General features: G+C 61.8%; 23 protein-coding genes. 17 read left to right on the top strand and 6 right to left on the bottom strand.

Features of this window, described 5'->3' with window-relative positions:
• The first annotated feature begins 116 nt into the window (after nucleotides 1–116).
• Together secG and ACEK02_RS16625 are read left to right on the top strand one after the other, a co-directional pair.
• The gene (gene secG, locus ACEK02_RS16630; protein WP_116663544.1) at nucleotides 117–497 is read left to right on the top strand and encodes a preprotein translocase subunit SecG; all 381 of its coding nucleotides are present in this window, start codon (nucleotides 117–119) and stop codon (nucleotides 495–497) included.
• A 166-nt stretch (nucleotides 498–663) separates the two neighbouring features.
• Nucleotides 664–2,295 carry a CTP synthase gene (locus ACEK02_RS16625; protein WP_371422691.1) on the top strand — a complete coding sequence of 544 codons (1,632 nt, stop codon included), beginning with the start codon at nucleotides 664–666 and terminating at the stop codon, nucleotides 2,293–2,295.
• A 92-nt stretch (nucleotides 2,296–2,387) separates the two neighbouring features.
• Here ACEK02_RS16625 and ACEK02_RS16620 read toward each other — a convergent pair whose 3' ends face one another.
• Nucleotides 2,388–3,578, bottom strand: a complete 1,191-nt coding sequence (locus ACEK02_RS16620; protein WP_371422690.1) for a serine hydrolase domain-containing protein — start codon at nucleotides 3,576–3,578, stop codon at nucleotides 2,388–2,390.
• Between the two features lie 182 nt (nucleotides 3,579–3,760).
• Between ACEK02_RS16620 and ACEK02_RS16615 the strand changes: the two genes are divergently transcribed.
• Nucleotides 3,761–4,807, top strand: a complete 1,047-nt coding sequence (locus ACEK02_RS16615; RefSeq protein WP_371422689.1) for a histone deacetylase family protein — start codon at nucleotides 3,761–3,763, stop codon at nucleotides 4,805–4,807.
• Nucleotides 4,808–4,954: 147 nt separating this feature from the next.
• Here ACEK02_RS16615 and ACEK02_RS16610 read toward each other — a convergent pair whose 3' ends face one another.
• Nucleotides 4,955–5,269: a PAAR domain-containing protein gene (locus ACEK02_RS16610; RefSeq protein WP_371422688.1), complete on the bottom strand. Its 315-nt coding sequence runs from the start codon at nucleotides 5,267–5,269 to the stop codon at nucleotides 4,955–4,957.
• A 143-nt stretch (nucleotides 5,270–5,412) separates the two neighbouring features.
• Here ACEK02_RS16610 and ACEK02_RS16605 point away from each other — a divergent pair, with 143 nt between their 5' ends.
• From ACEK02_RS16605 to ACEK02_RS16595, 3 genes are all read left to right on the top strand, one after another.
• Nucleotides 5,413–5,739 carry an NIPSNAP family protein gene (locus ACEK02_RS16605; protein ID WP_371422687.1) on the top strand — a complete coding sequence of 109 codons (327 nt, stop codon included), beginning with the start codon at nucleotides 5,413–5,415 and terminating at the stop codon, nucleotides 5,737–5,739.
• Nucleotides 5,740–5,904: 165 nt separating this feature from the next.
• Nucleotides 5,905–6,762 (top strand): 3-deoxy-8-phosphooctulonate synthase, encoded by an 858-nt coding sequence (kdsA, locus tag ACEK02_RS16600; RefSeq protein ID WP_371422686.1) that lies wholly within the window; start codon nucleotides 5,905–5,907, stop codon nucleotides 6,760–6,762.
• 36 nt (nucleotides 6,763–6,798) lie between these two features.
• Nucleotides 6,799–7,971 (top strand): MFS transporter, encoded by a 1,173-nt coding sequence (locus ACEK02_RS16595; protein WP_371422685.1) that lies wholly within the window; start codon nucleotides 6,799–6,801, stop codon nucleotides 7,969–7,971.
• Between the two features lie 10 nt (nucleotides 7,972–7,981).
• Here the strand turns inward: ACEK02_RS16595 and ACEK02_RS16590 are convergent, their stop codons facing one another.
• Both ACEK02_RS16590 and queF read right to left on the bottom strand, forming a co-directional pair.
• Nucleotides 7,982–8,425 (bottom strand): NUDIX hydrolase, encoded by a 444-nt coding sequence (locus ACEK02_RS16590; protein WP_371422684.1) that lies wholly within the window; start codon nucleotides 8,423–8,425, stop codon nucleotides 7,982–7,984.
• A 21-nt stretch (nucleotides 8,426–8,446) separates the two neighbouring features.
• On the bottom strand, nucleotides 8,447–8,926 hold the full coding sequence (queF, locus tag ACEK02_RS16585) for a preQ(1) synthase (protein WP_371422683.1): 480 nt from the start codon (nucleotides 8,924–8,926) through the stop codon (nucleotides 8,447–8,449).
• Between the two features lie 127 nt (nucleotides 8,927–9,053).
• Here queF and eno point away from each other — a divergent pair, with 127 nt between their 5' ends.
• Both eno and ACEK02_RS16575 read left to right on the top strand, forming a co-directional pair.
• Complete coding sequence (gene eno / locus ACEK02_RS16580) at nucleotides 9,054–10,337, top strand: phosphopyruvate hydratase (RefSeq protein WP_371422682.1); 1,284 nt, start codon at nucleotides 9,054–9,056, stop codon at nucleotides 10,335–10,337.
• Nucleotides 10,338–10,546: 209 nt separating this feature from the next.
• The gene (locus ACEK02_RS16575) at nucleotides 10,547–12,628 is read left to right on the top strand and encodes a calcium-binding protein (protein ID WP_371422681.1); all 2,082 of its coding nucleotides are present in this window, start codon (nucleotides 10,547–10,549) and stop codon (nucleotides 12,626–12,628) included.
• Nucleotides 12,629–12,687: 59 nt separating this feature from the next.
• On the opposite strand, the gene ACEK02_RS16570 is transcribed toward ACEK02_RS16575, so the two are convergent.
• Entirely contained in the window at nucleotides 12,688–13,383 is a 696-nt protein-coding gene (locus ACEK02_RS16570; RefSeq protein WP_371422680.1) for a hypothetical protein, read from the bottom strand.
• 246 nt (nucleotides 13,384–13,629) lie between these two features.
• On the opposite strand from ACEK02_RS16570, the gene ACEK02_RS16565 reads away from it, so the two are divergent.
• Genes ACEK02_RS16565 through ACEK02_RS16550 form a run of 4 tightly spaced genes read left to right on the top strand, consistent with a single transcriptional unit; the run spans nucleotide 13,630 to nucleotide 17,900 of the window.
• A complete protein-coding gene (locus tag ACEK02_RS16565; RefSeq protein WP_371422679.1) occupies nucleotides 13,630–14,880 on the top strand; it encodes a hypothetical protein in 1,251 nt (416 codons plus the stop codon).
• Between the two features lie 18 nt (nucleotides 14,881–14,898).
• Entirely contained in the window at nucleotides 14,899–15,486 is a 588-nt protein-coding gene (locus ACEK02_RS16560; RefSeq protein WP_371422678.1) for a protein-S-isoprenylcysteine O-methyltransferase, read from the top strand.
• A gap of 39 nt (nucleotides 15,487–15,525) precedes the next feature.
• Nucleotides 15,526–16,662 (top strand): zinc-binding dehydrogenase, encoded by a 1,137-nt coding sequence (locus tag ACEK02_RS16555; protein ID WP_371422677.1) that lies wholly within the window; start codon nucleotides 15,526–15,528, stop codon nucleotides 16,660–16,662.
• The gene (locus ACEK02_RS16550; RefSeq protein WP_371422676.1) at nucleotides 16,659–17,900 is read left to right on the top strand and encodes an MFS transporter; all 1,242 of its coding nucleotides are present in this window, start codon (nucleotides 16,659–16,661) and stop codon (nucleotides 17,898–17,900) included. Before ACEK02_RS16555 ends, ACEK02_RS16550 begins: the two co-directional genes overlap by 4 nt.
• Before the next feature lie 6 nt (nucleotides 17,901–17,906).
• Here ACEK02_RS16550 and ACEK02_RS16545 read toward each other — a convergent pair whose 3' ends face one another.
• Entirely contained in the window at nucleotides 17,907–18,518 is a 612-nt protein-coding gene (locus ACEK02_RS16545; protein WP_371422675.1) for a LysE family translocator, read from the bottom strand.
• A gap of 469 nt (nucleotides 18,519–18,987) precedes the next feature.
• Here ACEK02_RS16545 and ACEK02_RS16540 point away from each other — a divergent pair, with 469 nt between their 5' ends.
• The 5 genes from ACEK02_RS16540 to ACEK02_RS16520 all read left to right on the top strand — a co-directional run bounded on the left by ACEK02_RS16540 (nucleotide 18,988) and on the right by ACEK02_RS16520 (nucleotide 22,974).
• Nucleotides 18,988–19,542 carry an NADPH-dependent FMN reductase gene (locus ACEK02_RS16540; RefSeq protein ID WP_371422674.1) on the top strand — a complete coding sequence of 185 codons (555 nt, stop codon included), beginning with the start codon at nucleotides 18,988–18,990 and terminating at the stop codon, nucleotides 19,540–19,542.
• A gap of 67 nt (nucleotides 19,543–19,609) precedes the next feature.
• Entirely contained in the window at nucleotides 19,610–19,927 is a 318-nt protein-coding gene (locus ACEK02_RS16535) for a septum formation initiator family protein (protein ID WP_068730817.1), read from the top strand.
• A 274-nt stretch (nucleotides 19,928–20,201) separates the two neighbouring features.
• A complete protein-coding gene (gene pdhA / locus ACEK02_RS16530; protein ID WP_371422673.1) occupies nucleotides 20,202–21,233 on the top strand; it encodes a pyruvate dehydrogenase (acetyl-transferring) E1 component subunit alpha in 1,032 nt (343 codons plus the stop codon).
• A 31-nt stretch (nucleotides 21,234–21,264) separates the two neighbouring features.
• Nucleotides 21,265–22,665 (top strand): pyruvate dehydrogenase complex E1 component subunit beta, encoded by a 1,401-nt coding sequence (locus tag ACEK02_RS16525; RefSeq protein ID WP_371422672.1) that lies wholly within the window; start codon nucleotides 21,265–21,267, stop codon nucleotides 22,663–22,665.
• Nucleotides 22,666–22,668: 3 nt separating this feature from the next.
• Entirely contained in the window at nucleotides 22,669–22,974 is a 306-nt protein-coding gene (locus ACEK02_RS16520; RefSeq protein WP_371422671.1) for a DUF5076 domain-containing protein, read from the top strand.
• Nucleotides 22,975–23,061 lie beyond the last annotated feature (87 nt).

Here is a 23,061-nt window from a genome sequence, read left to right as displayed (position 1 = left end):
CCTTCCGGGGGTGACAATCCCCCGGTCGATCGTGTAGACACCGCTGGATTCAAACCCCGCAAGCTCTCAGACTGCAGCCGGCGATCGGCGCTGCGTGCTTGCGATGGAAGGACACGATGCAAAGCGTCATTATCGTTATCCACCTCATGATCGTCGCGGCCCTGATCGGGACGGTGCTGCTGCAGAAATCCGAAGGCGGCGGCCTGGGCGTCGGTGGCGGTGGAGGCGGCGGCTTCATGTCGAGCCGTGGCACGGCGAACTTGCTGACCCGCACCACAGGCTTTCTGGCGGTCGGCTTCTTCCTGACCAGCCTGTTCCTGTCGTGGCTCGCGACCTATGAACGCAAGCCGACGTCGATCCTGCCGGGCTCGACCGCGCCGGTGTCGCAGCCGGGTTCGCCGCTGGCGCCGCCGACCTCGGGCGGCCTGCTGGATACGCTCAAGAAATCCGACGAACAGCAGGCTCCTGCAGCCCCGGCACCACCACGCTCGCAATAAAGCAGAGGCGCCATGCAGGACGGGGACTACCGTCCTGCATCAGCAGATCCCATCAAGGACCTGCAATCATTTTGTTTTTCACGTCACCCACAGCCTCACCGATTCTCGGCTGACGGCTGCGATTCGTTTTGGCGAATCGGTTTCGGAGCCTTAAAGGTTAAGTCCCATGGCGCGGTACATTTTCATCACCGGCGGCGTGGTCTCCTCGCTCGGTAAAGGTCTGGCTTCAGCGGCGTTAGGCGCGCTGTTGCAGGCGCGTGGCTACAAGGTTCGGCTTCGCAAGCTCGACCCCTATCTCAACCTCGATCCCGGGACCATGTCGCCGTATCAGCACGGCGAAGTGTTCGTGACGGACGACGGCGCCGAGACCGATCTCGATCTCGGCCATTACGAGCGGTTCACCGGGCGGCCTGCCACCAAGCAGGACAACATCACTACCGGGCGGATCTATCAGGATATCCTCACCAAGGAACGCCGTGGCGACTATCTCGGCGCCACCATTCAGGTGATCCCGCACGTCACCAATGCCATCAAGGATTTCGTCCTGTCAGACAATGACGGCTACGATTTCGTGCTGGTGGAGATCGGCGGAACCGTCGGCGACATCGAGGGCCTGCCGTTCTTCGAGGCGATCCGTCAGCTCCGCAACGATCTGCCGCGCGGCGACACCGTGTTCGTGCATCTGACGCTGCTGCCTTACATCCCGAGCGCCGGCGAATTGAAGACCAAACCGACCCAGCATTCGGTCAAGGAGCTGCGCTCGATCGGCATCCAGCCCGACATCCTGCTGTGCCGCTGCGACCGCGATATTCCCAAGGAAGAGCGCCGTAAATTGGGGCTGTTCTGCAATGTTCGCGAAAGTGCAGTGATCGAGGCGCGCGACGTCGATAACATCTATGCGGTGCCGGAGGCCTATCACGTCGCCGGGCTCGACGACGAAGTGCTGGCGGCATTCGGCATGACCCCGAAGGCGCTGCCCGAGCTGAAGACCTGGAACACCATCAACGAGCGCGTCCGTCACCCGGAAGGCGCCGTGACCATCGCCATCGTCGGCAAATATACCGGCATGAAGGACGCCTACAAGTCGCTGACCGAAGCGCTGTCCCATGGCGGCATCGCCAACAAGGTGAAGGTCAATCTCGACTGGATCGAGAGCGAGGTGTTCGAGAATGAAGATCCCGCACCGTTCCTCGAACACGTCAACGGCATCCTCGTGCCCGGCGGCTTCGGTCAGCGCGGCGCCGAGGGCAAGATTCGCGCGGCGCAGTTCGCGCGCGAGCGTAACGTGCCGTATTTCGGCATCTGCTTCGGCATGCAGATGGCTGTGATCGAGGCGGCGCGGAATCTCGGCGGCATCAAGGACGCCAACTCGACTGAGTTCGGCGAGACCAAGGAACCGGTGGTCGGCCTGATGACCGAATGGCTGCGCGGCAACGAGCTCGAGAAGCGCAGCAATGCCGGCGATCTCGGCGGCACCATGCGGCTCGGCGCCTATCCGGCGACGCTGACCAAGGGCAGCAAGGTCTCGGAAGTCTATGGCGGTGCCACCGAAATCTCTGAGCGCCACCGCCACCGCTACGAGGTCAATACTGTCTATAAGGACCGTCTCGAAAAGCACGGTTTGAAGTTCTCCGGCATGTCGCCGGACGGTGTGCTGCCGGAAATCGTCGAATACGAGAATCATCCGTGGTTCATCGGCGTGCAGTACCACCCCGAACTGAAGTCGCGCCCGTTCGAACCGCACCCGCTGTTCGCGTCCTTCATCAAGGCCGCAGCGGCGCAGAGCCGGCTGGTGTGATCGCGAAGAACGGATGATGCTTCGCTCGTCCGTTCTTCAGCAATCCGGAAAACGGCGTTCGCCGATCCCATGTCTGCTATCGGCGTCCGCTATCAGCCGAAATGATCGCTCACGGTTTCAGCGAAGCGAAGCGTCAGCTCGGTGAGGGGCGCGTCCAGCGGAGCCGCCTGCGACGATACCTTTGCGATGACCAGTTCTTTCGCGGGCTCGACAAAGACGTTCTGACCGTGGATGCCGAGGCCGAGTGCCATTTTGCGGTCTCTCAGCACGTACCATTTGTTGCGATAGTGCATCGATCGGCCGCCGAAATAGGGCGCGAGATCGCCGGCCGACCAAGCGGCCGGATCGCCGTTGGCAAGGATGTCATCGATCCAGCCGGATGGAATGATGGACGTGCCGTTGCGGCTGCCGCCTTGCAGCATGAGCTGACCGACGCGCGCAAGATCCATCACGGTGGTGCAGATGCCGCCGGCGCAGCGCGGCGCGCCGAAACGGTCGACGGTGACATAGGCAGAGTATTGCGCGCCCATCGGTCGCCACAGATGCGTACTCATCAGATCCGCAAACCGCACGCCGCTCGCACGTTCCAGAATCCAGCCGAGCAGATCTGAATTGGGCGAGACATAGTGAAAGGGACCGCCATCCGGCCCCTCGCGATCTGTCAGCCCCGTCAGGAAGCTGCGCAAGTCGCTCGCACTCTCGCCCGGTCCAAGAGGGTTCCAGCCGGTCGCTTTGCGATATTCGACGATCGGGCCAGAGGTTGCGAGGTAGTTCTCGTCGAAACGAAGACCGACGCGCATGTCGAGCACGTGGCGGACCTTGGCGTCGGAATAAACGGATCCGCGCAACTCCGGGATGATCGAGACAACCGGCTGTTCGGGATCGAGGATGCGTTTCCCGACAAGGATGCCTGCGACAAGTGCGGTCATTGATTTCGACACCGACATCAGGATGTGCGGTGTGTCCGCGCTCATGCCATTGGCGTAGCGCTCGAAGATCACTTTGCCCCGGTGCAGGATGGCGAGGCCATCTGTGTTGGTCGCATCAAGCAGTCGGTCAATCGAATAGCTGGTGCCGTCGTGTTCGACGGACAGCGATGAGAGATCGCGGGGATCGGACTCGAACTGCCAGATGTCGGCGGGCGTATTCGGGATATCGGAGGAAGGTACAAGGTCCCGGACGTGATGGAATGCCCATTTGTTGTAAGGGTCGGTGCGCCAATTGGCTAACGTCGCCTGATCTTTGGGAAGGGATGGAAAGCCGGACATCAGAGCAGACGACATCAACAAAATCTCCAGTCAACGAAGCAGGGCACTGTGGCCGATCGCACCGCAGACGTCGAGAGACGTTGATCCCGCGCACAATGATGCGGAAGCACAACAGGCATGCGCAGGCGCGATGGGGAGAGAGCGTTGGCGACGGAAGCCCGGTCTGCTAACCCGGCAACCGACCGAAGGAGATTTTCATGCGTGCTTTCTATCACCCGGAGCAGGCGCTTCATTCGCCGCAGCAGTTCATGCGCTATGGCCGCTTTGTCCCAATCAAGGACTCGCCCGTTCGCACCGAGCGATTGCTGGGCGCCCTGGCGCGTCATGGAATTAAGCCTGAAGAGCCGGCTGCCTATGGCACGGCGCCGGCGCTCACGGTTCATACGCCGGCCTATGTCCGCTTTCTGGAAACGGCCTGGGACAACTGGGCGCAATTGCCGGATCATGGCCCCGAAGTCTGGCCACAATATTTCCCCTACTGGAGCGGGCGTCCGGAAGATGCTGCGCGGCCCGATTGCCCGGCCACGGGCTTCATCGGTCAGGTTGGCTGGTATCTCGGCGATCTGTCGGTGCCGATGGGACCAGACAGTTGGGGCTCAATTCTGCGCTCGTCGGAAACGGCCACCGCGGGCGCCGATGCCATCCTCGCGGGTGACCGTGCAGCCTATGCATTGTGCCGGCCGTCCGGTCATCATGCCCGCGCCGATCGTGGCACCGGCTTCTGCTATCTGAACAACAGCGCGATCGCGGCGCAGCGCTTGCGCAGCCGCTTCGGCAAGGTCGCGATCATCGACGTTGATGTTCACCACGGCGATGGCACGCAGCAGATTTTCTATACGCGGTCAGATGTTCTGACGATCTCGGTCCACGGCGATCCGACCGACTTCGGGCCGTATTATACCGGTTATGCGAACGAGACCGGCTATAGTGCTGGGGAAGGCTTCAATCTTAATCTGCCGCTGCCTCCCGGCGCTGGCGGCGCCGAGATGAATGCAGCCCTCGACACGGCGATCGAACACGTTCGCGCATTTGGTGCCGATGCCCTTGTCGTGGCGCTCGGCTTTGATGCCCATCGCGATGATCCGATCGGCATCCTGAAGCTTGACGCAAAGGACTTCGGGAGCGTCGGCACCAAGATGCAATCGCTGGGTCTGCCGACGCTCATCGTTCAGGAGGGCGGATACGGCATCGATGCGATCCAGGACTGCCTCGATTCCTTCCTGACTGGCTTCACGCAAGCGTAGTTCGGATGGGATCGCGTAGGGCGGAGTACGCATCGCTCATCTGCGCTGGGCAGGCTCAGCTCTCGAAGGCCGTCGCCGGCTTGCAACAACGCGGAACGCCTCGTTGATACGATCCACTCCGATGCCGGAGGAGATGGTCGTCCGGTTTCACTTGCAGCCCGATGTGCTGTCTCCGGCACGGGCCATCGGCTTGCCGTTGATGAACACGCCAGTGCTGCCGGAGATTGTCTTGCCGCCACATTCGGTGCTGCCGCCGACGACGGCTGCAGGCTTGCCGTTGATGTAGACGCCTTTCGCGCCTTCGATGATCTTGCCATCGGTCGTGGTGTCGCCGACGCGCGCCGCGGGCTTGCCATCGACCATCACGCCGGTGGCGCCTGACGTGATCTTGCCGGGCTGTTGCGCAGCCGCAGGCATCGTCAGGATCATCAAGGCGAGTAGCGACAGCAGGGGCTTTTGCATCGTGAGTCCAAGTCCATTTGCCAAGTCAGTTGCGCCAGTGGCGGCATGATGTAAGCCTGATGGTACGCAGGCAAGGGACGATGCCGCAACGAGCCATGCGTTAGAGCCCGATAAGGCCGACAAAAGGGAAGGAACCAAAATCGATGATCTATGAATTGCGCGTGTATCGCTGTTTGCCAGGACGTTTGCCGGCGCTGATGAAGCGATTTGAAACGGTCACGTTGAAGCTGTGGGAAAAGCACGGGATCCGGCAGTCCGGATTCTTCACTACGGTGATCGGTGAATCCAATCAGGAACTGACCTATATCCTCAAATGGGAATCGCTCGCGGAGCGCGAGAAGGTGTGGACTGCTTTCATGTCCGATCCCGAGTGGATGTCGGCGCGCGCCAAGTCCGAGGAGGACGGCCAGATCGTCGGCAATATCGTCAGCCAACTGCTGGCGCCGACGGCCTTCTCGGCGCTGAAATAAGCCTGGCCCCGGGCGCAGGCCGGTCCGCCCGGTGCTGAGGCCGCCCTGGTCGGGTTGGAGGCGGCTTCCGCCGCAACCCTGATATTCCGATCGGCGGGATGGGCCTGATCCGGCTTGCATCCCGCCCGGTCCTGCGGTCATGGTCGCCGGAATAAGGAGACCATTTTGACCGCATCGTCCACAGCCGCGCCCGTCGTCGCACTCGGTACCGTCCGCTTCGGCAACAGCTTGCCGATCTCGGTGATCGCCGGGCCATGCCAGCTCGAAAGCCGGGCGCATGCGCTCGAAGTGGCATCGGCACTGAAGGAGATCGCGACCCGGCTCAAGATCGGCCTCGTCTTCAAGACCTCGTTCGACAAGGCCAACCGCACCAGCGCCTCCGCGGCGCGCGGCATCGGCCTCGATGACGCGCTGCCCATCTTTGCCGAGATCCGCGAGACGCTGGGCCTGCCTGTTCTCACGGACGTGCATGTGAACGATCAATGCGCCCGTGCCGCCGAGGCGGTGGACGTGCTGCAGATTCCGGCCTTCCTGTGCCGGCAGACCGATTTGCTGCTGGCCGCGGCAGCGACCGGCAAGGTGGTCAATGTGAAGAAGGGGCAGTTTCTTGCGCCCTGGGACATGGCCAATGTCGTCAGCAAGCTGACATCGTCGGGCAATGACAAGGTGCTGGTGACCGAGCGCGGTGCGTCCTTCGGCTACAACACGCTGGTCTCCGACATGCGGGCGCTACCGATCCTGGCACGCACCACCGGGGCGCCGGTGATCTTCGATGCCACGCATTCGGTGCAGCAGCCGGGCGGCAAGGGCACGTCATCGGGTGGTGAACGCGAATTCGTGCCCGTGCTGGCGCGCGCGGCCGTTGCCGTGGGCGTCGCCGGTGTCTTCATCGAGACCCATCCCGATCCGGACAACGCGCCGTCCGATGGGCCGAATATGGTGCCGCTGCGTGACTTCGAGGCGCTGGTGAAGAACCTGATGGCATTTGATGCGCTGGCCAAAGAGACGGCGGCAAAGGCCTAACATGCAATTCCGGTCCGCGGCGCTGGCAGCGACCTGATGCCCCCCGTTCTCAACATTATCGCACTGGCATCCTTCGCCGCCGCGCTGTCGATGCGCGCGCTCGACCCGGTACTGCCGCATGTCGCAGACGATCTGTCCATTACGGTGGCAGTCGCCGCGGGCCTGGCATCAGCGCTGGCCTTCACCTTCGCCATCGTGCAGCCGGCGCTTGGTGCCGCTGCCGACCTGTTCGGCAAACCGCGCCTGATGATCGTCTGTCTGGTGCTGCTCGGCATCGCCAACATTCTCGGCGCGATCACTACCGACTATCCGCTGCTGCTGGCGACGCGCGTGCTGGCCGGCATCGGGGCAGGCGGGGTGTTTCCGGTTACCCTCAGCCTCACCAGCGATCTGGTCGGGCCGAAGCTGCGTCAGGTGGCGCTCAGCCGCGTGATGGCCGGCGCCATGACCGGCAATCTGCTGGGTTCGACGGCGTCTGGCGTTATCGGCGATTTCTTCGGCTGGCGCGGCGTGCTGGTCATTCTCGGTGGCCTCGCGATCGTGGCATCGGTCGCGGTAGCGTATGGCTTCAAGGGCGCCGCGATTATCAAGCCGACCGTGAAGGCCGACTTCGGCAAGCTTGCCCAGGGCTACAAGGTGATCTTCCGCAACCCGAACACGCTGATTGTCTACAGCGCGGTGTTCATCGAAGGCTGCTGCATCCTCGGCCTGTTTCCCTATATCTCGTCATTCCTGTTCGATCGCGGCGTCACCAGCCTTTCCATCGCGGGCCTCGTGATCGCCTGCTTTGCCGTCGGCGGCCTGTTCTATACGGCGACCGTGTCGCGCATGCTGGCGCGGCTCGGCATCAACGGCATGATGATCTATGGCGGCATCGTGATCGCGATCCAGCTCGCCGCCACCGCCTTCAGCCCGAACTGGCAGATCCAGGCGCTGAGCCTGCTGCTGATGGGCTGGGGCTTCTACATGCTGCACGGCTCGCTGCAGATATTCTCGACGGAGCTGTCACAGGAAGCCCGCGCCAGCGCCATGTCGCTGCATGCCTTCTGCTTCTTCATGGGCCAGTCTGTCGGCCCGATCGCCTACGGCTTCGGGCTCGCCCATGCCGGCAAGATGCCGACGCTGCTCGTCGCGGCGGCGGCGGTGTTCGTGCTTGGTTTTGCCAGCGCGAAGTTCCTGAAACAGCGTAAGCCCGCGGATGCAGGCTGAAGTCGTCGCGCTAGCGCGCCAGTACAAGCAGATTGGGCAGGTTCGCCGGCCAGACTGTATCGGTGGCGGCGAGCAGTTCCGTCTCTGACCACCAGCGCATATCGGCAATGACGTCGCTCTCGATCGCCGTCCAGGAAGCCTCGGTCAACGCAAGCTCGTTTGCTCGAACGACAAAATACTTCTCGCAGCAGATGACGTATTCGCCGTCCGGCATCCGCACGACTTGCTCGCGATCGGCGACGGAGTCGCCAATGCTTGCACGGATCAGCCCAGTCTCCTCCCGCAATTCGCGGATCGCGGCTTGCTCGTATTGTTCGCCGGGCTCGACACCGCCGCCGGGCGTGGCCCAATAATCATCGCCGGCGAGTGGGCCCGTCCGATGCGTATAGCGAAACAGCAAGACACTTCCCGCGTCATTGACGATCAGCAGGCGTGCGGAGGGGCGGCGGCGCATGTTGACTTCCTGATGCCGGGCCTAACCCCGCCCGCGATAGGGCGCGACGCCCTGCTCGGGGACCCAGATGCCCTTGGGCAGCGTTCCGGTCTGCCAGAACACGTCGATGGGGATGCCGCCGCGGGGATACCAGTAGCCGCCGATGCGCAGCCATTTCGGCTTGATGGCCGAGGCCACGCGTTTGCCGATCTCGACGGTGCAATCCTCATGGAAGGCGCCGTGATTACGGAATGAGGCGAGATAGAGCTTGAGCGACTTTGACTCGACCAGCCACTGGCCTGGCACATAGTCGATCATCAGATGGGCGAAATCCGGCTGGCCGGTGATCGGGCACAGCGAGGTGAATTCCGGCGCCGTGAAGCGCACCACGTAATTGGTGTCCTTCTGCGGATTTGGTACCCGGTCGAGTTTGGCCTGCTCCGGGGAGGTCGGCCATTCCACGGCACGGCCGAGCTGCAAGTCGGCCGGCAATTTTGGGGATTTGCGGGGTGTTTTTGACATAAATATCTCCGTTGCGGCGGTTCATAGCCAATCCCGGGGCCGCCGTCACGCCAAGCGGGGTTTTCCCGCCGGGAGGCTTGCTGTAGAAGCGGCGCCAACGACCCACCCCAGCACAAAGAGGGCATCCATGACCGCCATCGTCGACATCATCGGCCGCGAAATTCTCGATAGCCGCGGTAATCCCACGGTTGAAGTCGACGTCGTCCTCGAAGACGGGTCGATAGGCCGCGCCGCGGTTCCGTCGGGTGCCTCCACCGGCGCCCATGAGGCGGTCGAGCTGCGCGACGGCGACAAGTCCCGCTATCTCGGCAAGGGCGTGCAAAAGGCTGTCGATGCCATCAATGGCGAGATCTTCGACGCCATCGGCGGCATGGATGTCGAGAACCAGGTCCAGCTCGACGAGATCATGATCGAGCTCGACGGCACCCCGAATAAGTCGCGTCTTGGCGCCAATGCCATCCTCGGCGTCTCGCTGGCCGCTGCCAAGGCGGCAGCGGAATCCTTCGACATGCCGCTGTATCGCTATGTGGGTGGTACCTCGGCCCGCACGTTGCCGGTGCCGATGATGAACATCATCAATGGCGGCATGCATGCCGACAATCCCATCGACTTCCAGGAATTCATGATCATGCCGGTCGGCGCGTCCTCCTTCGCCGAAGGCCTGCGCTGCGGCGCCGAGATCTTCCATACGCTGAAGAGCGAGCTGAAGAAGGCCGGCCACAACACGAACGTGGGCGACGAAGGCGGTTTCGCGCCGAACATCGGCTCGGCCGAAGCGGCGCTGGATTTTGTGATGGCCGCCATCGGCAAGGCCGGTTACTCCGCCGGGAAGGACGTGATGCTGGCGATGGACTGTGCCGCCACTGAGTTCTTCAAGGACGGCGCCTATGTCTATGGCGGCGAGAACAAGACCCGCAACATCTCCGAGCAGGCCAAGTATCTTGCCCAGCTCGTGGCGAACTATCCGATCGTCTCCATCGAGGACGGTATGTCGGAAGACGACATGGACGGCTGGAAGCAGCTCACCGACCTGATCGGTTCGAAGTGCCAGCTGGTTGGCGACGATCTGTTCGTTACCAACGTCACGCGTCTCGCCGACGGCATCAAGAATGGTCGCGCCAATTCGATCCTGATCAAGGTCAATCAGATTGGCTCGCTGACCGAGACGCTGAGTGCCGTCGAGATGGCCTACAAGGCTGGCTATACCGCGGTGATGTCGCACCGTTCGGGTGAGACTGAAGACTCCACGATCGCCGATCTCGCCGTCGCCACCAATTGCGGGCAGATCAAGACCGGCTCGCTGGCACGCGCGGACCGTACCGCCAAGTACAATCAGTTGCTGCGCATCGAACAGCAGCTCGGCACCCAGGCGAAATATGCCGGCAAGGCTGCCCTGAAGGCGCTCGCGTAAAGCGCGCTGCGGCTGTCTCGGCGGCGCAAAACTACGTGATCAACGCCGTTCGCTGAAAGTGTGAACGGCGTTTTTCATTGAATGTCCCTGACCGCGCAAGTCGACAACGCTATTCAATTTGTAGACGTCATCATGATACCCCATTGCGGTCGCGAAGGTATCACGTTGCGAGTTCAGCCTCCCCAGGCAATGCCGATGGGAGAGCGCAAATGCCCAACATCTTTAAGGTCCAAGGTTTCGGTGCACTGTCGGAGTGGAATGGACAGTTCTCCAGTGCGTCGGCCGATCAGGCGTTTCAGACGATAGCGTCACTCGGATCGAATTCGATCGCGCTGACGACGCGGATATGGACCGACAGCCGAACCGGCAATGACGTGCTCGCCGTGCCGGCCAAGACCGAAAGCGATGCAAGCCTGCTCGCTGGTTTTCAGAACGCACATGCCGCTGGGCTGGACGTTGTTTTCAAGCCGGGCATTACAGGTCTCGACGGTACGATCTCCCACAGTCTGGCGCCGTCGGATGTCGATGCATTCTTTGCGTCCTACAAGGCAGAGATTGTTCACCTGGCTGAAATTGCAGAGCAGGGCGATGTCGCCAGTTTCGCCATCGGCAATGAGATGAGCAGCCTGTCGGGCGAGGCCTATCGCAGCTACTGGACCGATATCATCTCGGCCGTGCGCGGCGTCTATCATGGCGAAGTCACTTACGCGGCGGCAACCGACGAAGCATCCAAGGTCAGCTTCTGGGACCAGGTCGACACGATCGGCATCAATGCCTATCCGCCTTTGACGGCCAGCACGACGCCGACGGTGGCCGATCTTGTGCATGCCTGGAACGAGGTGCCGTTCAATCCGTATTACGCCAAAGCTTTCGGTTACCAGTCGCCCGTCGATTTCTTTCACTCGCTGGCATTGGACTACGGCAAGCCGGTGCTGATGACCGAGGTCGGCTATCGCAGCATCGATGGCACCGCGATCAATCCGGGTGGCGGTTCATCCAAGGCGCCTGCGGATCTCGCCGAGCAGGCTGATGCCTATAACGCGTTCTTCCAGGTCTGGAGCGCGCATGGCGGCAGCTGGCTGAAGGGCGTCGAGTTCTGGCAGTGGGATCTCAACAACTTCTACTCCGAGACCGGCTATTCGGTCATGGACAAGCCGGCGCAGGACATTATCGATCAATACTTCCACGGCAATGGCACGATCCCCGGCCTGACGGCGACGGGGTCATCGATCGGGGACACCATCGATCTGGGGAGCGGCAATAACGCTATCTACGGCGGGCGCGGCCATGACGAAATTCGCACCGGCGCCGGTAACGACATCATTGTTGCAGGACCAGCGACGGCGGAAAAGCTGACGAGCACGACGATTACGCTGACCGGCTATGGCTCTGTGGTCGACGGCGTTGGTGCGCAAGCGCAGATCATAGTGAACGGCCAGCCACTCTCCGGCATGCATGAGTTCACCTCGGCGACTGACCCGTCCGGCTATCAAACCTGGACGGTGACGTTCGACAATCCGGCGCAAATCGCCAGTATCGACGTCAATCTGGCGAATTCTGCGCCGGGGAGAGCCTTGCACTTCAAGGACATCGCGATCAACGGCGTTGAACTCCATCCGAGCGACGGCACCAATGCCAGTTCGCCCGGCTCGTTTGATCTCTATGTGCGAAGCATCCACTTTGATACCGCTCAACATCAGGACTGGTTCTTTGGGGCGTCGAGCGACAATGACGTGATCCGCGCCGGCGCTGGCGACGACATCATTACGGGTGGTATCGGCAACGATATTATCAACGGCGAGGCTGGTATCGATACTGCGGTGTACTCCGGCAATTTTGCTGACTACGCGATCAGTCACAGTGGAAACCAGATCGTCGTCGCAGATGGAGTCGCAGGCCGTGACGGCACCGACTATCTCATGAATGTCGAATTGATGAAATTCGCCGATGGTACCTATGCCACCGACACGCTGGCGAAACAGACCGAGGCATCGCTAACGGCCACCACAACGCCGGTCGCGGCAACCGCTCAGGTCGCTGCGAGTGACGTCATCAGTCGGGCTGCCAGCGATAATTTCGCGTTCAAGCCATCAGTGACGTCTAACATCGTGCCACACGGTGAGACAGGTGCGGTGCATGCGGTCGATACCACAGCGCTGGTTTCGAGTGTCGGGATCAATGCGGCGTTTCATACCGACGCCGCGCCAGATCACCTCGTTGATCACACGGCTTCAGATTCTCCGAGTGAGGCGGCAGCGTCAACGACCCATCACGACGTCTTTCTCGTATAGGACAGCTCGCGGCGGAGCTGGAATCAATCAGCCGAGGTGATGGCCACCTCGGCTGATTTTCAGTCAGGACTTTTTGAGCGACTATTGTGCCGGAGCGGTGCAGGCTTCGGCGTGGCTGGCTTGCGGCGGATGCCGCCGCCGGTGACGGCCAGCACGCGGGCGATCGCCTGGCGCTGCAGGCTGTCGTCCTTGTCGATCGAGAAGTGATTGGTGGTGCTGCTCTCGTTGACATTGGCAAGCTTGCCCTTGAAGCGGGGATCCGCAGACACCGCGCGTCCCCACCCAGCGGGTACGTAATAGTTCACGATCTGCTTCACGTTGTTGGGGACGGCATCCGGCGCCACCGGATCGAAGTTCACGATCAGCGCCACCGGAACATTGTATTGCGCGAGCTTGCGGGCAACCGAGATGGTCGCATCGGCGCCGGCCGAATGGCCCATCAGGATGATCGGTTCACGGTTACCGGCCTTGTATTTGGCAATCATGTCGTCCGCCTGGCCGCTCCACAGCGTATGATTGCTGACAGAAGAGGCGACGCCAGCAGCCTCGAGCTTGTAGGCAAGCTGATCCATGCCGAGCGAGAACACGTTCATGAGGCCGCGATAGAGATAGACATGGCCGGGGCGGCGCCCGGGTGCGGCATCGGCATCCCCGGAACTCGCGAGCGCGGCCGCAAAGAGCGACGACAGAATCAGCAAAACGGCCGCCGGAGAGGTCCACGACGGCCGTTTGAAGCCCTTGAGAGCAATCGACATAGTGCTTTCTTTCTTCGAAAAAACCCGCGACATGTTCAGACATAAGGCCCTGCCGTCAATCACAGTCCTGCCTCGATTCCCGAAATTGTGATGGGAGCAGTTGCAAAAGGGGGGCTGTGTGACCTGCGGGCGACAAAATCTGCCTGACGCTTCCGTTTTGGGCATGGGCAGGTGTTTGTCGGCGCGGGCGAATTTGCTATGCACCGGAGCAGAACGGTGTGTGATGCACTCGGGAGCGAACGGACGATGATCGCGCGGCGGCATGTCTTCCACATTGGCGGCTACGACCCGATTCTGCCGGAGACGCAACTCGAGCGGTTCCGCCGTTCGCTGTCGAGTTTCGAGAAGACGTGGAGCGTGTCCGCGAAGGCGTCCGGCGTGCTTGATGCTACGGATGTGAGCGCATCCTGGCGGGCCGAGACCTCCGGGCCGAACTGGACGACAGAAACCACCTACGAAATGCTGCGCTGGGATGACCTGATCCTGCAGGATCACAGCCGGGGCATGCTGTCGCGATTGGGCGCCGCCTTTGTCACGCTGGGCGACTGGCTGGTGACGGGAACCCTGTTCCGATTCTTTTATGCGAGCTGGAAATATGCCGGCTTCTTCCTGTTCTCCTACCTGTGGATCGCGGGCTTCGCTGCGTGTGGCGCGGCGGTGGGCTATGGGTTGATCTGGCTGCTCGGTATCTCAGGCGGGGCTGGATGGATCGGCGGCGGCGTCGTGGCCGCAGCCGTGTTCACGGCGCTCCTGCATCATTACGGCTGGCGCAAGCCGATCAATCACGTGTTCGACGACTGGATCTTCTCGCGCCAATATGTCCACGGCCAGCGCCCGAAGATGACGGCGCGGGTCGATGAGTTCGCCAGGGTAATCGCGGCGCGCGCGCAGAAGGCCGATGTCGACGAGATCGTGATCGTCGGGCATTGCCTTGGCGCGGCATTGGTGATGGAGGCGGTGGCCCGCGCACTCGCGCTCGACCCGGATCTCACCAAACACGGCCCGACCATCTGCGTGATGACGGTGAGCGCCACTATCCCGAAATTCGCGTTGCATCCCGCCGGCAAGAGCGTGCGCGAGGCGACGCGCCACGTCGCCGACACGCCGGCGATCCGTTGGACCGAATATCATGCCCGTGACGATGTCATCAGTTTCTACCGCTTCGATCCGGTGACCTTGAAGCGCCGTAGCCGCGATCGTGACGAGGGTAGGCCGAACATCCGGCGCGTCCAGATGCATGCGATGATGGGCATGGAGCAGTTCAAGCGCTATCGCTTCAACTTCATGCGCATCCATTATCAGATGGTGATGGGCAATCAGTGCCGCGCGCCTTACGATTATTGCATGGTGATCTGTGGTCCTCTTGATTTCGACGAGATCACCGCGGGTGAAGGTGGCCTCAAACGCTTTGGTGCGGACGGCGCGTTGCTGGACACGCCGCTGTCCAAAATCACTTCCTCTCAATCGCAAGCCGGGGCATCCGTGAATGCCGCATGATGGCTTGAACGGACCACAATGACCGCGTCACTTCTTGGAACATATGTCTGGGCGATCGGTCTGATCGCCTGGTTCATCATTCGCTATCCCTATGCGCGCAAGGCACGCCGTACGGCGACGCTGCGCGCGGTCGGCTGGAGCCGCGAACGCATCCTGCTGGCGATCGCCACCATCGGCCTGTTCGTGGTGCCGCTGATCTGGCTGGTGACCGGCTGGCCGGTCGCGCTGAACTATCAGCTGAATTATGCGGCGGTCGTGGTTGGCGCTGCGCTCTATGTGCTGTCGCTCTGGCTGTTTCGCCGGTCGCACAAGGATCTCGGCCGGCAGTGGTCGGCAAGCCTGGAAATCCGCGAGGCTCACCAGATCGTGCGTGCCGGCGTCTATCGCAGCATCCGCCATCCGATGTATGCCTCATTCTGGTTGTGGGCACTGGCGCAGGCATTCCTGCTGCCGAATGCCATGGCCGCGCTGAGCGGGCTGGTCGCGATCGCGATCCTGTTCTTCACCCGCATCGATTATGAAGAGCGGATGCTGATCGAGGCATTTGGCGACGACTACCGGGCCTATATGCGCGAAACCAAGCGTATCATTCCGGGCATCTACTGACGCGGCACCAGACCGCCAGACACTCGAGGGGGATCGACCATGACTGACATCACCAGCGGACTTGAACTGCGCTCGCTCATCAAGAGCAGCGGCGAACTGGAAATTTCGCTGCAGCAAGTGACGATCCCGGCGCCGGGTCCCGACGAGGTCGTGGTGCGCATCGAGGCTGCGCCGATCAATCCGTCGGATCTTGGTCTCCTGCTCGGAGCGGCCGATCCGGCGAGTGCGAAAGCCTCCGGCTCTGGCGCCTCCTCGGTGGTCACCGCGACCGTGCCGCAGGCCAATATGAAAGCGATGGGCGGCCGTCTCGACGAGTCGATGGCGGTCGGCAACGAAGGCGCTGGCACGGTGGTGAAAGCCGGATCGTCCGAAGCCGCGCAGGCGCTGCTTGGCAAGACCGTCGCGATGATCGGCGGCGCCATGTATGCGCAATATCGCGTCATCAAGGCCAAGGAATGCCTGCTGCTGCCGGATGGCACCACGGCGGCCGAAGGCGCATCCTGTTTCGTCAATCCGCTGACCTCGCTCGGCATGGTCGAGACCATGAAGCGGGAAGGGCATACCGCGCTGGTGCATACCGCAGCCGCGTCCAATCTCGGCCAGATGCTCAACAAGATCTGCCAGAAGGACGGTATCGATCTCGTCAACATCGTGCGCAGCGAGGAGCAGGAGAAACTGCTGCGCGGGATCGGCGCAAAATATGTCTGTAATTCGACGTCGCCGAATTTCATGGAAGACCTGACCGCTGCATTGATTGCCACCAATGCGACGCTGGCCTTCGACGCCACCGGCGGCGGCAAGCTGCAGGGCCAGATCCTGCAGGCGATGGAAGTCGCGGCCGTCAAGGCCATGAAGGTCTATAGCCGCTATGGCTCGACGACGCACAAGCAGATCTATGTCTATGGCCGGCTGGATACGCGTCCGATCGAATTCGTCCCCGCCGGCATGGCCTGGGGCATGGGCGGCTGGCTGCTGTTTCCGTTCCTGCAGAAAATCGGCGCGGCCGATGCCGCCAGGCTCCGCGGCCGCGTTGTCGCCGAACTCAAGACCACCTTCGCCAGCCACTACACCAAGGTGATCTCGCTCGAAGGCGTGTTGCAGCTCGACAATCTCCGGGCCTATGCGAAGCGTGCTACTGGCGAGAAGTATCTGATCAATCCGAACATGCCGGGATGACACTGGCCGATCAGTCTGCCGGCGTCGTCACGGATGGTGCGCGGCTGTTGCTGCGCCATCCGCCGTATCTGTACTACATGGTGTCGCGCAGCTTCTCGCGTTTCGCTTCGCAGATCGCCGCGGTCGCGGTCGGCTGGCAGATCTATGATTTGACCGGTAGCGCGTTCCAGCTCGGCATGGTCGGCCTCGCGCAATTCGTGCCGATGCTGGCGCTGGTCTTCGTCGCCGGCCATATCGCCGACCGCTACGACCGCCGCCGCGTGGTGCAGATCTGCCAGCTGCTGCAGGGGTTGACGGCAATCCTGCTCGCCTGGGGCACCTATGCCGGCTGGATCACCGTGCCGCAGATTTTCGTGGCACTGGTGGTGATCGGCGCGGCGACCGCCTTCGAGGCGCCGGCCGGTTCGGCATTGCTGCCGGGCGTCGTGCCCGAAGGCAATTTGCAGAAGGCGACCGCGCTCTCGACCGGCGTGTTTCAGGTGGCAATGATCTGCGGCCCCGCGCTTGGCGGCATTGCCTATGCGCTATCGCCTTCGACGCCTTATGTGCTGATGGCGGCATTCTGGCTGATCGGCGGTTTGCTCAACAGCGCCATCAAACTTGCGCGCGAGGTTGTGGTGAAGGATCCGCCGTCGCTGCGGACTTTGTTTGCCGGCGTCGGCTTCGTGCGCAGCAATCCGGCGATCCTCGGCACCATCTCGCTCGATCTGTTCGCAGTGCTACTCGGCGGCGCCACCGCGCTTCTCCCGATCTATGCCCGTGATATCCTGCAGACCGGTCCGTGGGGCCTCGGCCTCATGCGCGCGGCGCCGGCAGTCGGCGCGCTGCTGACGACCATTGTGCTGACGCGCTGGTCGATCAATCGCCGGGTCGGCATGCGGATGTTCCAGGCCGTTATCATCTTCGGCCTTGCGACGGCGGTGTTCGCGGTGTCGCAATGGCTGTGGTTGTCGGTCGCCGCGCTCGCGGTACTCGGCGCCGCCGATACGGTCAGCGTGGTGATCCGGTTCTCGCTGGTGCAGCTCGCAACTCCTGACGACATGCGCGGCCGGGTCGGCGCGGTGAACTACCTGTTCATCAACACCTCGAACCAGCTCGGCCAGTTCGAGAGCGGCGTCACCGCGGCGCTGTTCGGCACGGTCCCTGCCGCACTGATCGGCGGCCTCGGCACCGTTGCCATAGCGTTGCTGTGGATGCGGCTGTTCCCGACGCTGCGCAATGTCGAACGGCTGGAATAGGCCGCGTCAACGCTCGGCGAAGGCCAGCTTGGCACCTAGCGCAGCAAACGCGCCGGCAAAGCTGCGCCGCATCCAGGTCAGCACCCGTGGCCGCGTGATGACGTGGTTGCGGATCGATGCCGCGAACAGGCCGTAGAGCGCGAACACCACGAAGGTCATCAGCATGAACACGGCGCTGAGCAATAGCATCTGCGACAGGGGATGGGTTTCGTCGGCACTGATGAACTGCGGCAGGAAGGCGAGGAAGAAGATCGACAGTTTCGGATTGAGGATGTTGATCAGGATCGCTGTGGTCGTGACCTGCAGTGCGGACTGCGCGCTGTTGTCGGTCTCCACCTTCAGCGTGCCATGCTCCTGCAGCGTCTTCCAGGCCATATAGAGCAGGTAGGCGACGCCGACATATTTGAACACCTGAAACGCCACGGCGCTGGTGTGCAGCAATGCCGCGAGACCCAAGATCGCGGCGGCCATATGCGGCACGATGCCGAGCGTGCAGCCCAACGCGGCGACGACGCTGCTGCGGCCTCCGCGCGAAAATCCGGTCGCCAGTGTGTAAAGGGCGCCAGTGCCGGGCGATGCCACCACGATCAGCGAGGTGATGAGAAATTCGATGGTCACGATGATGGCTCCGGCTCGCAAATTCGGATCGTCAGAATGTCGTTTGCGATCCCGTCAGGCAAGTACGTCGTCAGTTGCACACCTCAATATTGGTGAGGCCTATCCGCATGTCGCGCGACACCAGGCGGCAGCCGGGACGTACCGGACGGCAGCCGGCATTGTCGCAGACGATCTGGGCGGATGGCTGCGCGCGTGGCGTGCGGGCCTGAGCCTGCGGACGGTCCAGGTTTTCGCGGTCGGGACGCTCCCGGCGCTCTCTGCAGGTTCGACCGCGGCGGCGTTCCGCGCGTCATCCATTTGAGCGATATCAGCATAACGAAGATGTGTTTGGGCGAGCGAGGCGGTCGTGCCGGTTTGGCCCGATTGCGGCAGTCAAATGCAATTCATGCACTTGCATCTTCTGCCGGGATAGGTGACAGGTTTCAGTTGCGCTCCGCGCTTTTGGAAGCAGTTATTCAGGGGATATCTCATGGCCACCTCCAGCGTTGCCGTCATTGTCGGCAGCCTCCGTAAACAGTCATTCTCGCTCAAGGTTGCGCACGCATTAGCCAAACTGGCGCCGGCGTCGCTGCAGCTCAATATCGTGACGCTGAACGATCTGTCGTTCTTCAATCAGGATCTGGAAGCTGCCCCGCCGGCTGATTGGGTCAAGTTCCGTGAGACCATCCAGTCGTCTGACGCTGTCATTTTCGTCTCGCCGGAATATAATCGTTCGGTTTCGGGCGTCCTGAAGAACGCCATCGACGTCGGTTCGCGGCCGTATGGCAAAAGCTCGTTCCTCGGCAAGCCCACCGGCATCGTGGTTAGCTCGCCCGGTCCGATCGGTGGCCTGGGTGCAGCCCTCAGCTTGCGCCAGAGCCTGCCGGGAATTGTCGGTCCCATCATGCAACAGCCTGAAATCTATCTGAATGCCATCGGCGATGCATTCAACGAACAGGGCGAAATCGTCAAGGAATCGATCCGGCCGGTGCTGCAGGCCTATATCGACGCCTTCGCCGTCTGGGTCGACAAGCTGAAGAAATAAGCCGCGCAAATTCAAGCTGCGGCCCGGTTGTTAGGCTCGCCTTAACCGGGCCGTCGCATTTTCGGGCATGGTCAAGCATACCCGCCTCAAATCGATCCTCACCGGGCTCGTGCTCTATGCACTGGCCGCGATGATGATCAGCTATTTCGGGGTCAATGCCTATACCGGCAAATACGGCCTCAATGCCCGGCAGGAGCTCGATCAGGAGATCGTGGCGCTGACCTCCGAACTGGTGCAGTTGAAGAAGGAACGCACCAAGGCCGAGCAGCGCGTGGCGTTGCTGCGATCCGGCGGACTCGATCCCGACATGCTCGACGAGCGCGCGCGCTACCAGCTCGACTATGCGCATCCACGCGACCTCGTGAAGGTCATCAAACCAAACTGAGATTCTCTCTTGGGCGGCGAGTCGTCCTCGCGTGAAGCAACACAGCTTTGCATCAAAGCTATGGATCGCGCGCGCCTGCTCGTCGTGACGGCAACGTGACCACGACACGCGCTTTCATTCCTCAAATTACAAAACCGATCCAATTCGGTTTCGAAAGTTTCGCGTCTTCGCTGCAGTGCGAAACGACCGTGTGGCATTCCGCCCGACGCAATCCCTTTCATGGCGCAAACACTTGGAGTAGGAAGAACCATTCACTCTCGCATCCGGAATTTTCATGGCCGCACCAAAGAAAAGCGTCGCTCCCGCAGGGCAGGCAACGAGCAATGGCGCAACCCCGTCATCGCCGCCAGATTTCACCCGCGATCAGGAGATGCACGCGCTTCGCGACATGCTGCTGATCCGACGCTTCGAGGAGAAGGCTGGCCAGCTCTACGGCATGGGTGCGATCGGCGGTTTCTGCCATCTCTATATCGGCCAGGAAGCCATCGTCGTCGGCATGCAGATGGCGCTCAAGGAAGGTGATCAGGTTATCACCGGCTATCGCGACCATGGTCACATGCTGGCCTGCGGCATGGACGCCAAGGGCGTCATGGCCGAACTCACCGGGCGCAAGGGCGGCTACTCCAAGGGCAAGGGTGGCTCCATGCACATGTTCAGCCGCGAGAAGAATTTCTACGGCGGTCATGGCATCGTCGGCGCGCAGGTCTCGCTCGGTACTGGCCTGGCTTTCGCCAACCGCTACCGCGGCAATGACTTCGTCAGCCTTGCATACTTTGGCGATGGCGCGTCGAACCAGGGTCAGGTCTATGAGAGCTTCAACATGGCCGAGCTGTGGAAGCTCCCGGTGATCTACATCATCGAGAACAACCGCTACGCCATGGGCACCTCGGTGACGCGCTCCTCGGCACAGACCGACTTCTCCAAGCGCGGCGTCTCGTTCAACATTCCCGGCGAGCAGGTCGACGGCATGGATGTCCGCGCCGTGAAGGCTGCCGGAGATCGTGCGGTCGCCTGGTGCCGCGCCGGCAAGGGGCCGTTCATTCTGGAAATGCAGACCTATCGCTATCGCGGCCACTCGATGTCCGATCCCGCCAAGTACCGGACCCGCGAGGAAGTGGACAAAGTGCGTCACGACTCCGATCCGATCGAGCAGGTGCGCAACCGTTTGCTGGCCGCCGGTGTGACCGAGCAGGACCTCAAGGCGATCGACGCCGAGGTGCGCGACATCGTCAATGCATCCGCCGATTTCGCGCAGCACGATCCCGAGCCGGACGCGTCCGAGCTTTACACCGATGTCTACCGATAAGCGCGCAGCTTAAGACTGATCCGGAGTTACAATGGCCATTCAAGTTCTGATGCCCGCGCTGTCCCCGACCATGGAGAAGGGCAACCTCTCCAAATGGCTCAAGAAGGAAGGCGACACCATCAAATCCGGCGACGTGATCGCTGAAATCGAAACCGATAAAGCGACGATGGAAGTCGAGGCGACCGATGAAGGAACGCTCGGCAAGATCCTGATTGCGGAAGGTACCAACGACGTCGCCGTCAACACGCCGATCGCGACCATCCTCGCCGATGGCGAAGATGCATCTGCCGCCGCAAGTGCACCGGCACCCGTCAAGCAGGATAAGGTCGCAGAATCCGCGCCAACTGCCACGGAAGCAAAGTCTGCTCCGGCTCCGAAGGAAGAGGCTGCTGCACCGGCGGCTCCAAAGGCGTCGATTCAGCCCGATCCCGAAATTCCTGAAGGCACCGAGATGGTGACCATGACCATCCGCGAAGCTTTGCGCGATGCGATGGCTGAGGAAATGCGCAGGGACGAAGACGTCTTCATCATGGGCGAGGAAGTCGCCGAATATCAGGGCGCCTATAAGGTTACCCAAAACCTGCTGCAGGAATTCGGTGCCCGCCGGGTGATCGATACGCCGATCACCGAACACGGCTTTGCCGGCGTCGGCGTCGGCGCGGCGATGTCCGGTCTGAAGCCGATCGTCGAATTCATGACCTTCAACTTCGCGATGCAGGCGATCGACCAGATCATCAACTCGGCTGCCAAGACGCTCTACATGTCCGGCGGCCAGATGACCTGTCAGATTGTGTTCCGTGGTCCGAACGGCGCAGCCGCACGCGTCGGTGCGCAGCACAGCCAGGATTACTCGGCCTGGTACTCGCAGATCCCGGGCCTCAAGGTCGTCGCGCCCTATAGCGCCGCCGACTACAAGGGCCTGCTCAAGGCCGCGATCCGCGACCCGAACCCGGTGATCTTCCTCGAAAACGAAATGCTCTACGGGCATTCCGGCGAGGTGCCGAAGCTCGACGACTACATTGTGCCGATCGGCAAGGCCAAGGTCGCGCGCGCGGGCAAGGACGTGACCCTGATCTCGTGGTCGAACGGCATGACCTATGCACTGAAGGCTGCGGAAGAACTCGCCAAGGAAGGCATCGAGGCGGAGGTCATCGATCTGCGCACGCTGCGTCCGCTCGACACCGACACCATTATCGAGTCCGTGAAGAAGACCTCGCGCGCCGTGACGGTGGAAGAAGGCTGGCAGCAGTCCGGTGTCGGTGCCGAAATCGCGGCGCGGATCATGGAGCACGCCTTCGACTATCTCGATGCGCCAGTTGCGCGTGTGTCGGGCAAGGACGTGCCGATGCCTTACGCCGCCAATCTTGAAAAGCTTGCGCTGCCGTCGGTGGCCGACGTCGTGGCTGCGGCCAAAGCCGTTTGCTATCGGTGAACCATGGCAGGTCCGAAGGAACAGCCACTGCCGCCGGATGTCATGAATCGCGAGGACGCCACCGAGGTGTTGCGTGCGTTCGTTCTCGACGGCGGGCTGTCCATCGCCTTCATGCGCGCCTTCGAGGAGCCCGATATGTGGGGGCTCCTGCTGGTCGACATCGCGCGCCATGCCGCACGCGCTTATGCGCGTGAGGCCAACTATTCCGAGGACGAGGCGCTGAACCGCATCGTCGAAATGTTCGAAGCTGAAATCGCGCGTCCGACTGACATGGGCAACACCACGCCGCGGTCGCAACAAGGTCACTGACAATGCCAATCAACATTCTGATGCCTGCGCTGTCGCCCACCATGGAAAAGGGCAACCTTGCCAAGTGGCTCAAGAAAGAGGGCGACA

This window comes from Tardiphaga sp. (genome assembly GCF_041424195.1).
Lineage (GTDB): Bacteria > Pseudomonadota > Alphaproteobacteria > Rhizobiales > Xanthobacteraceae > Tardiphaga.
Note: the sequence above shows the minus strand (reverse complement) of the source record. Positions and strands in the feature narration are given on the sequence as shown.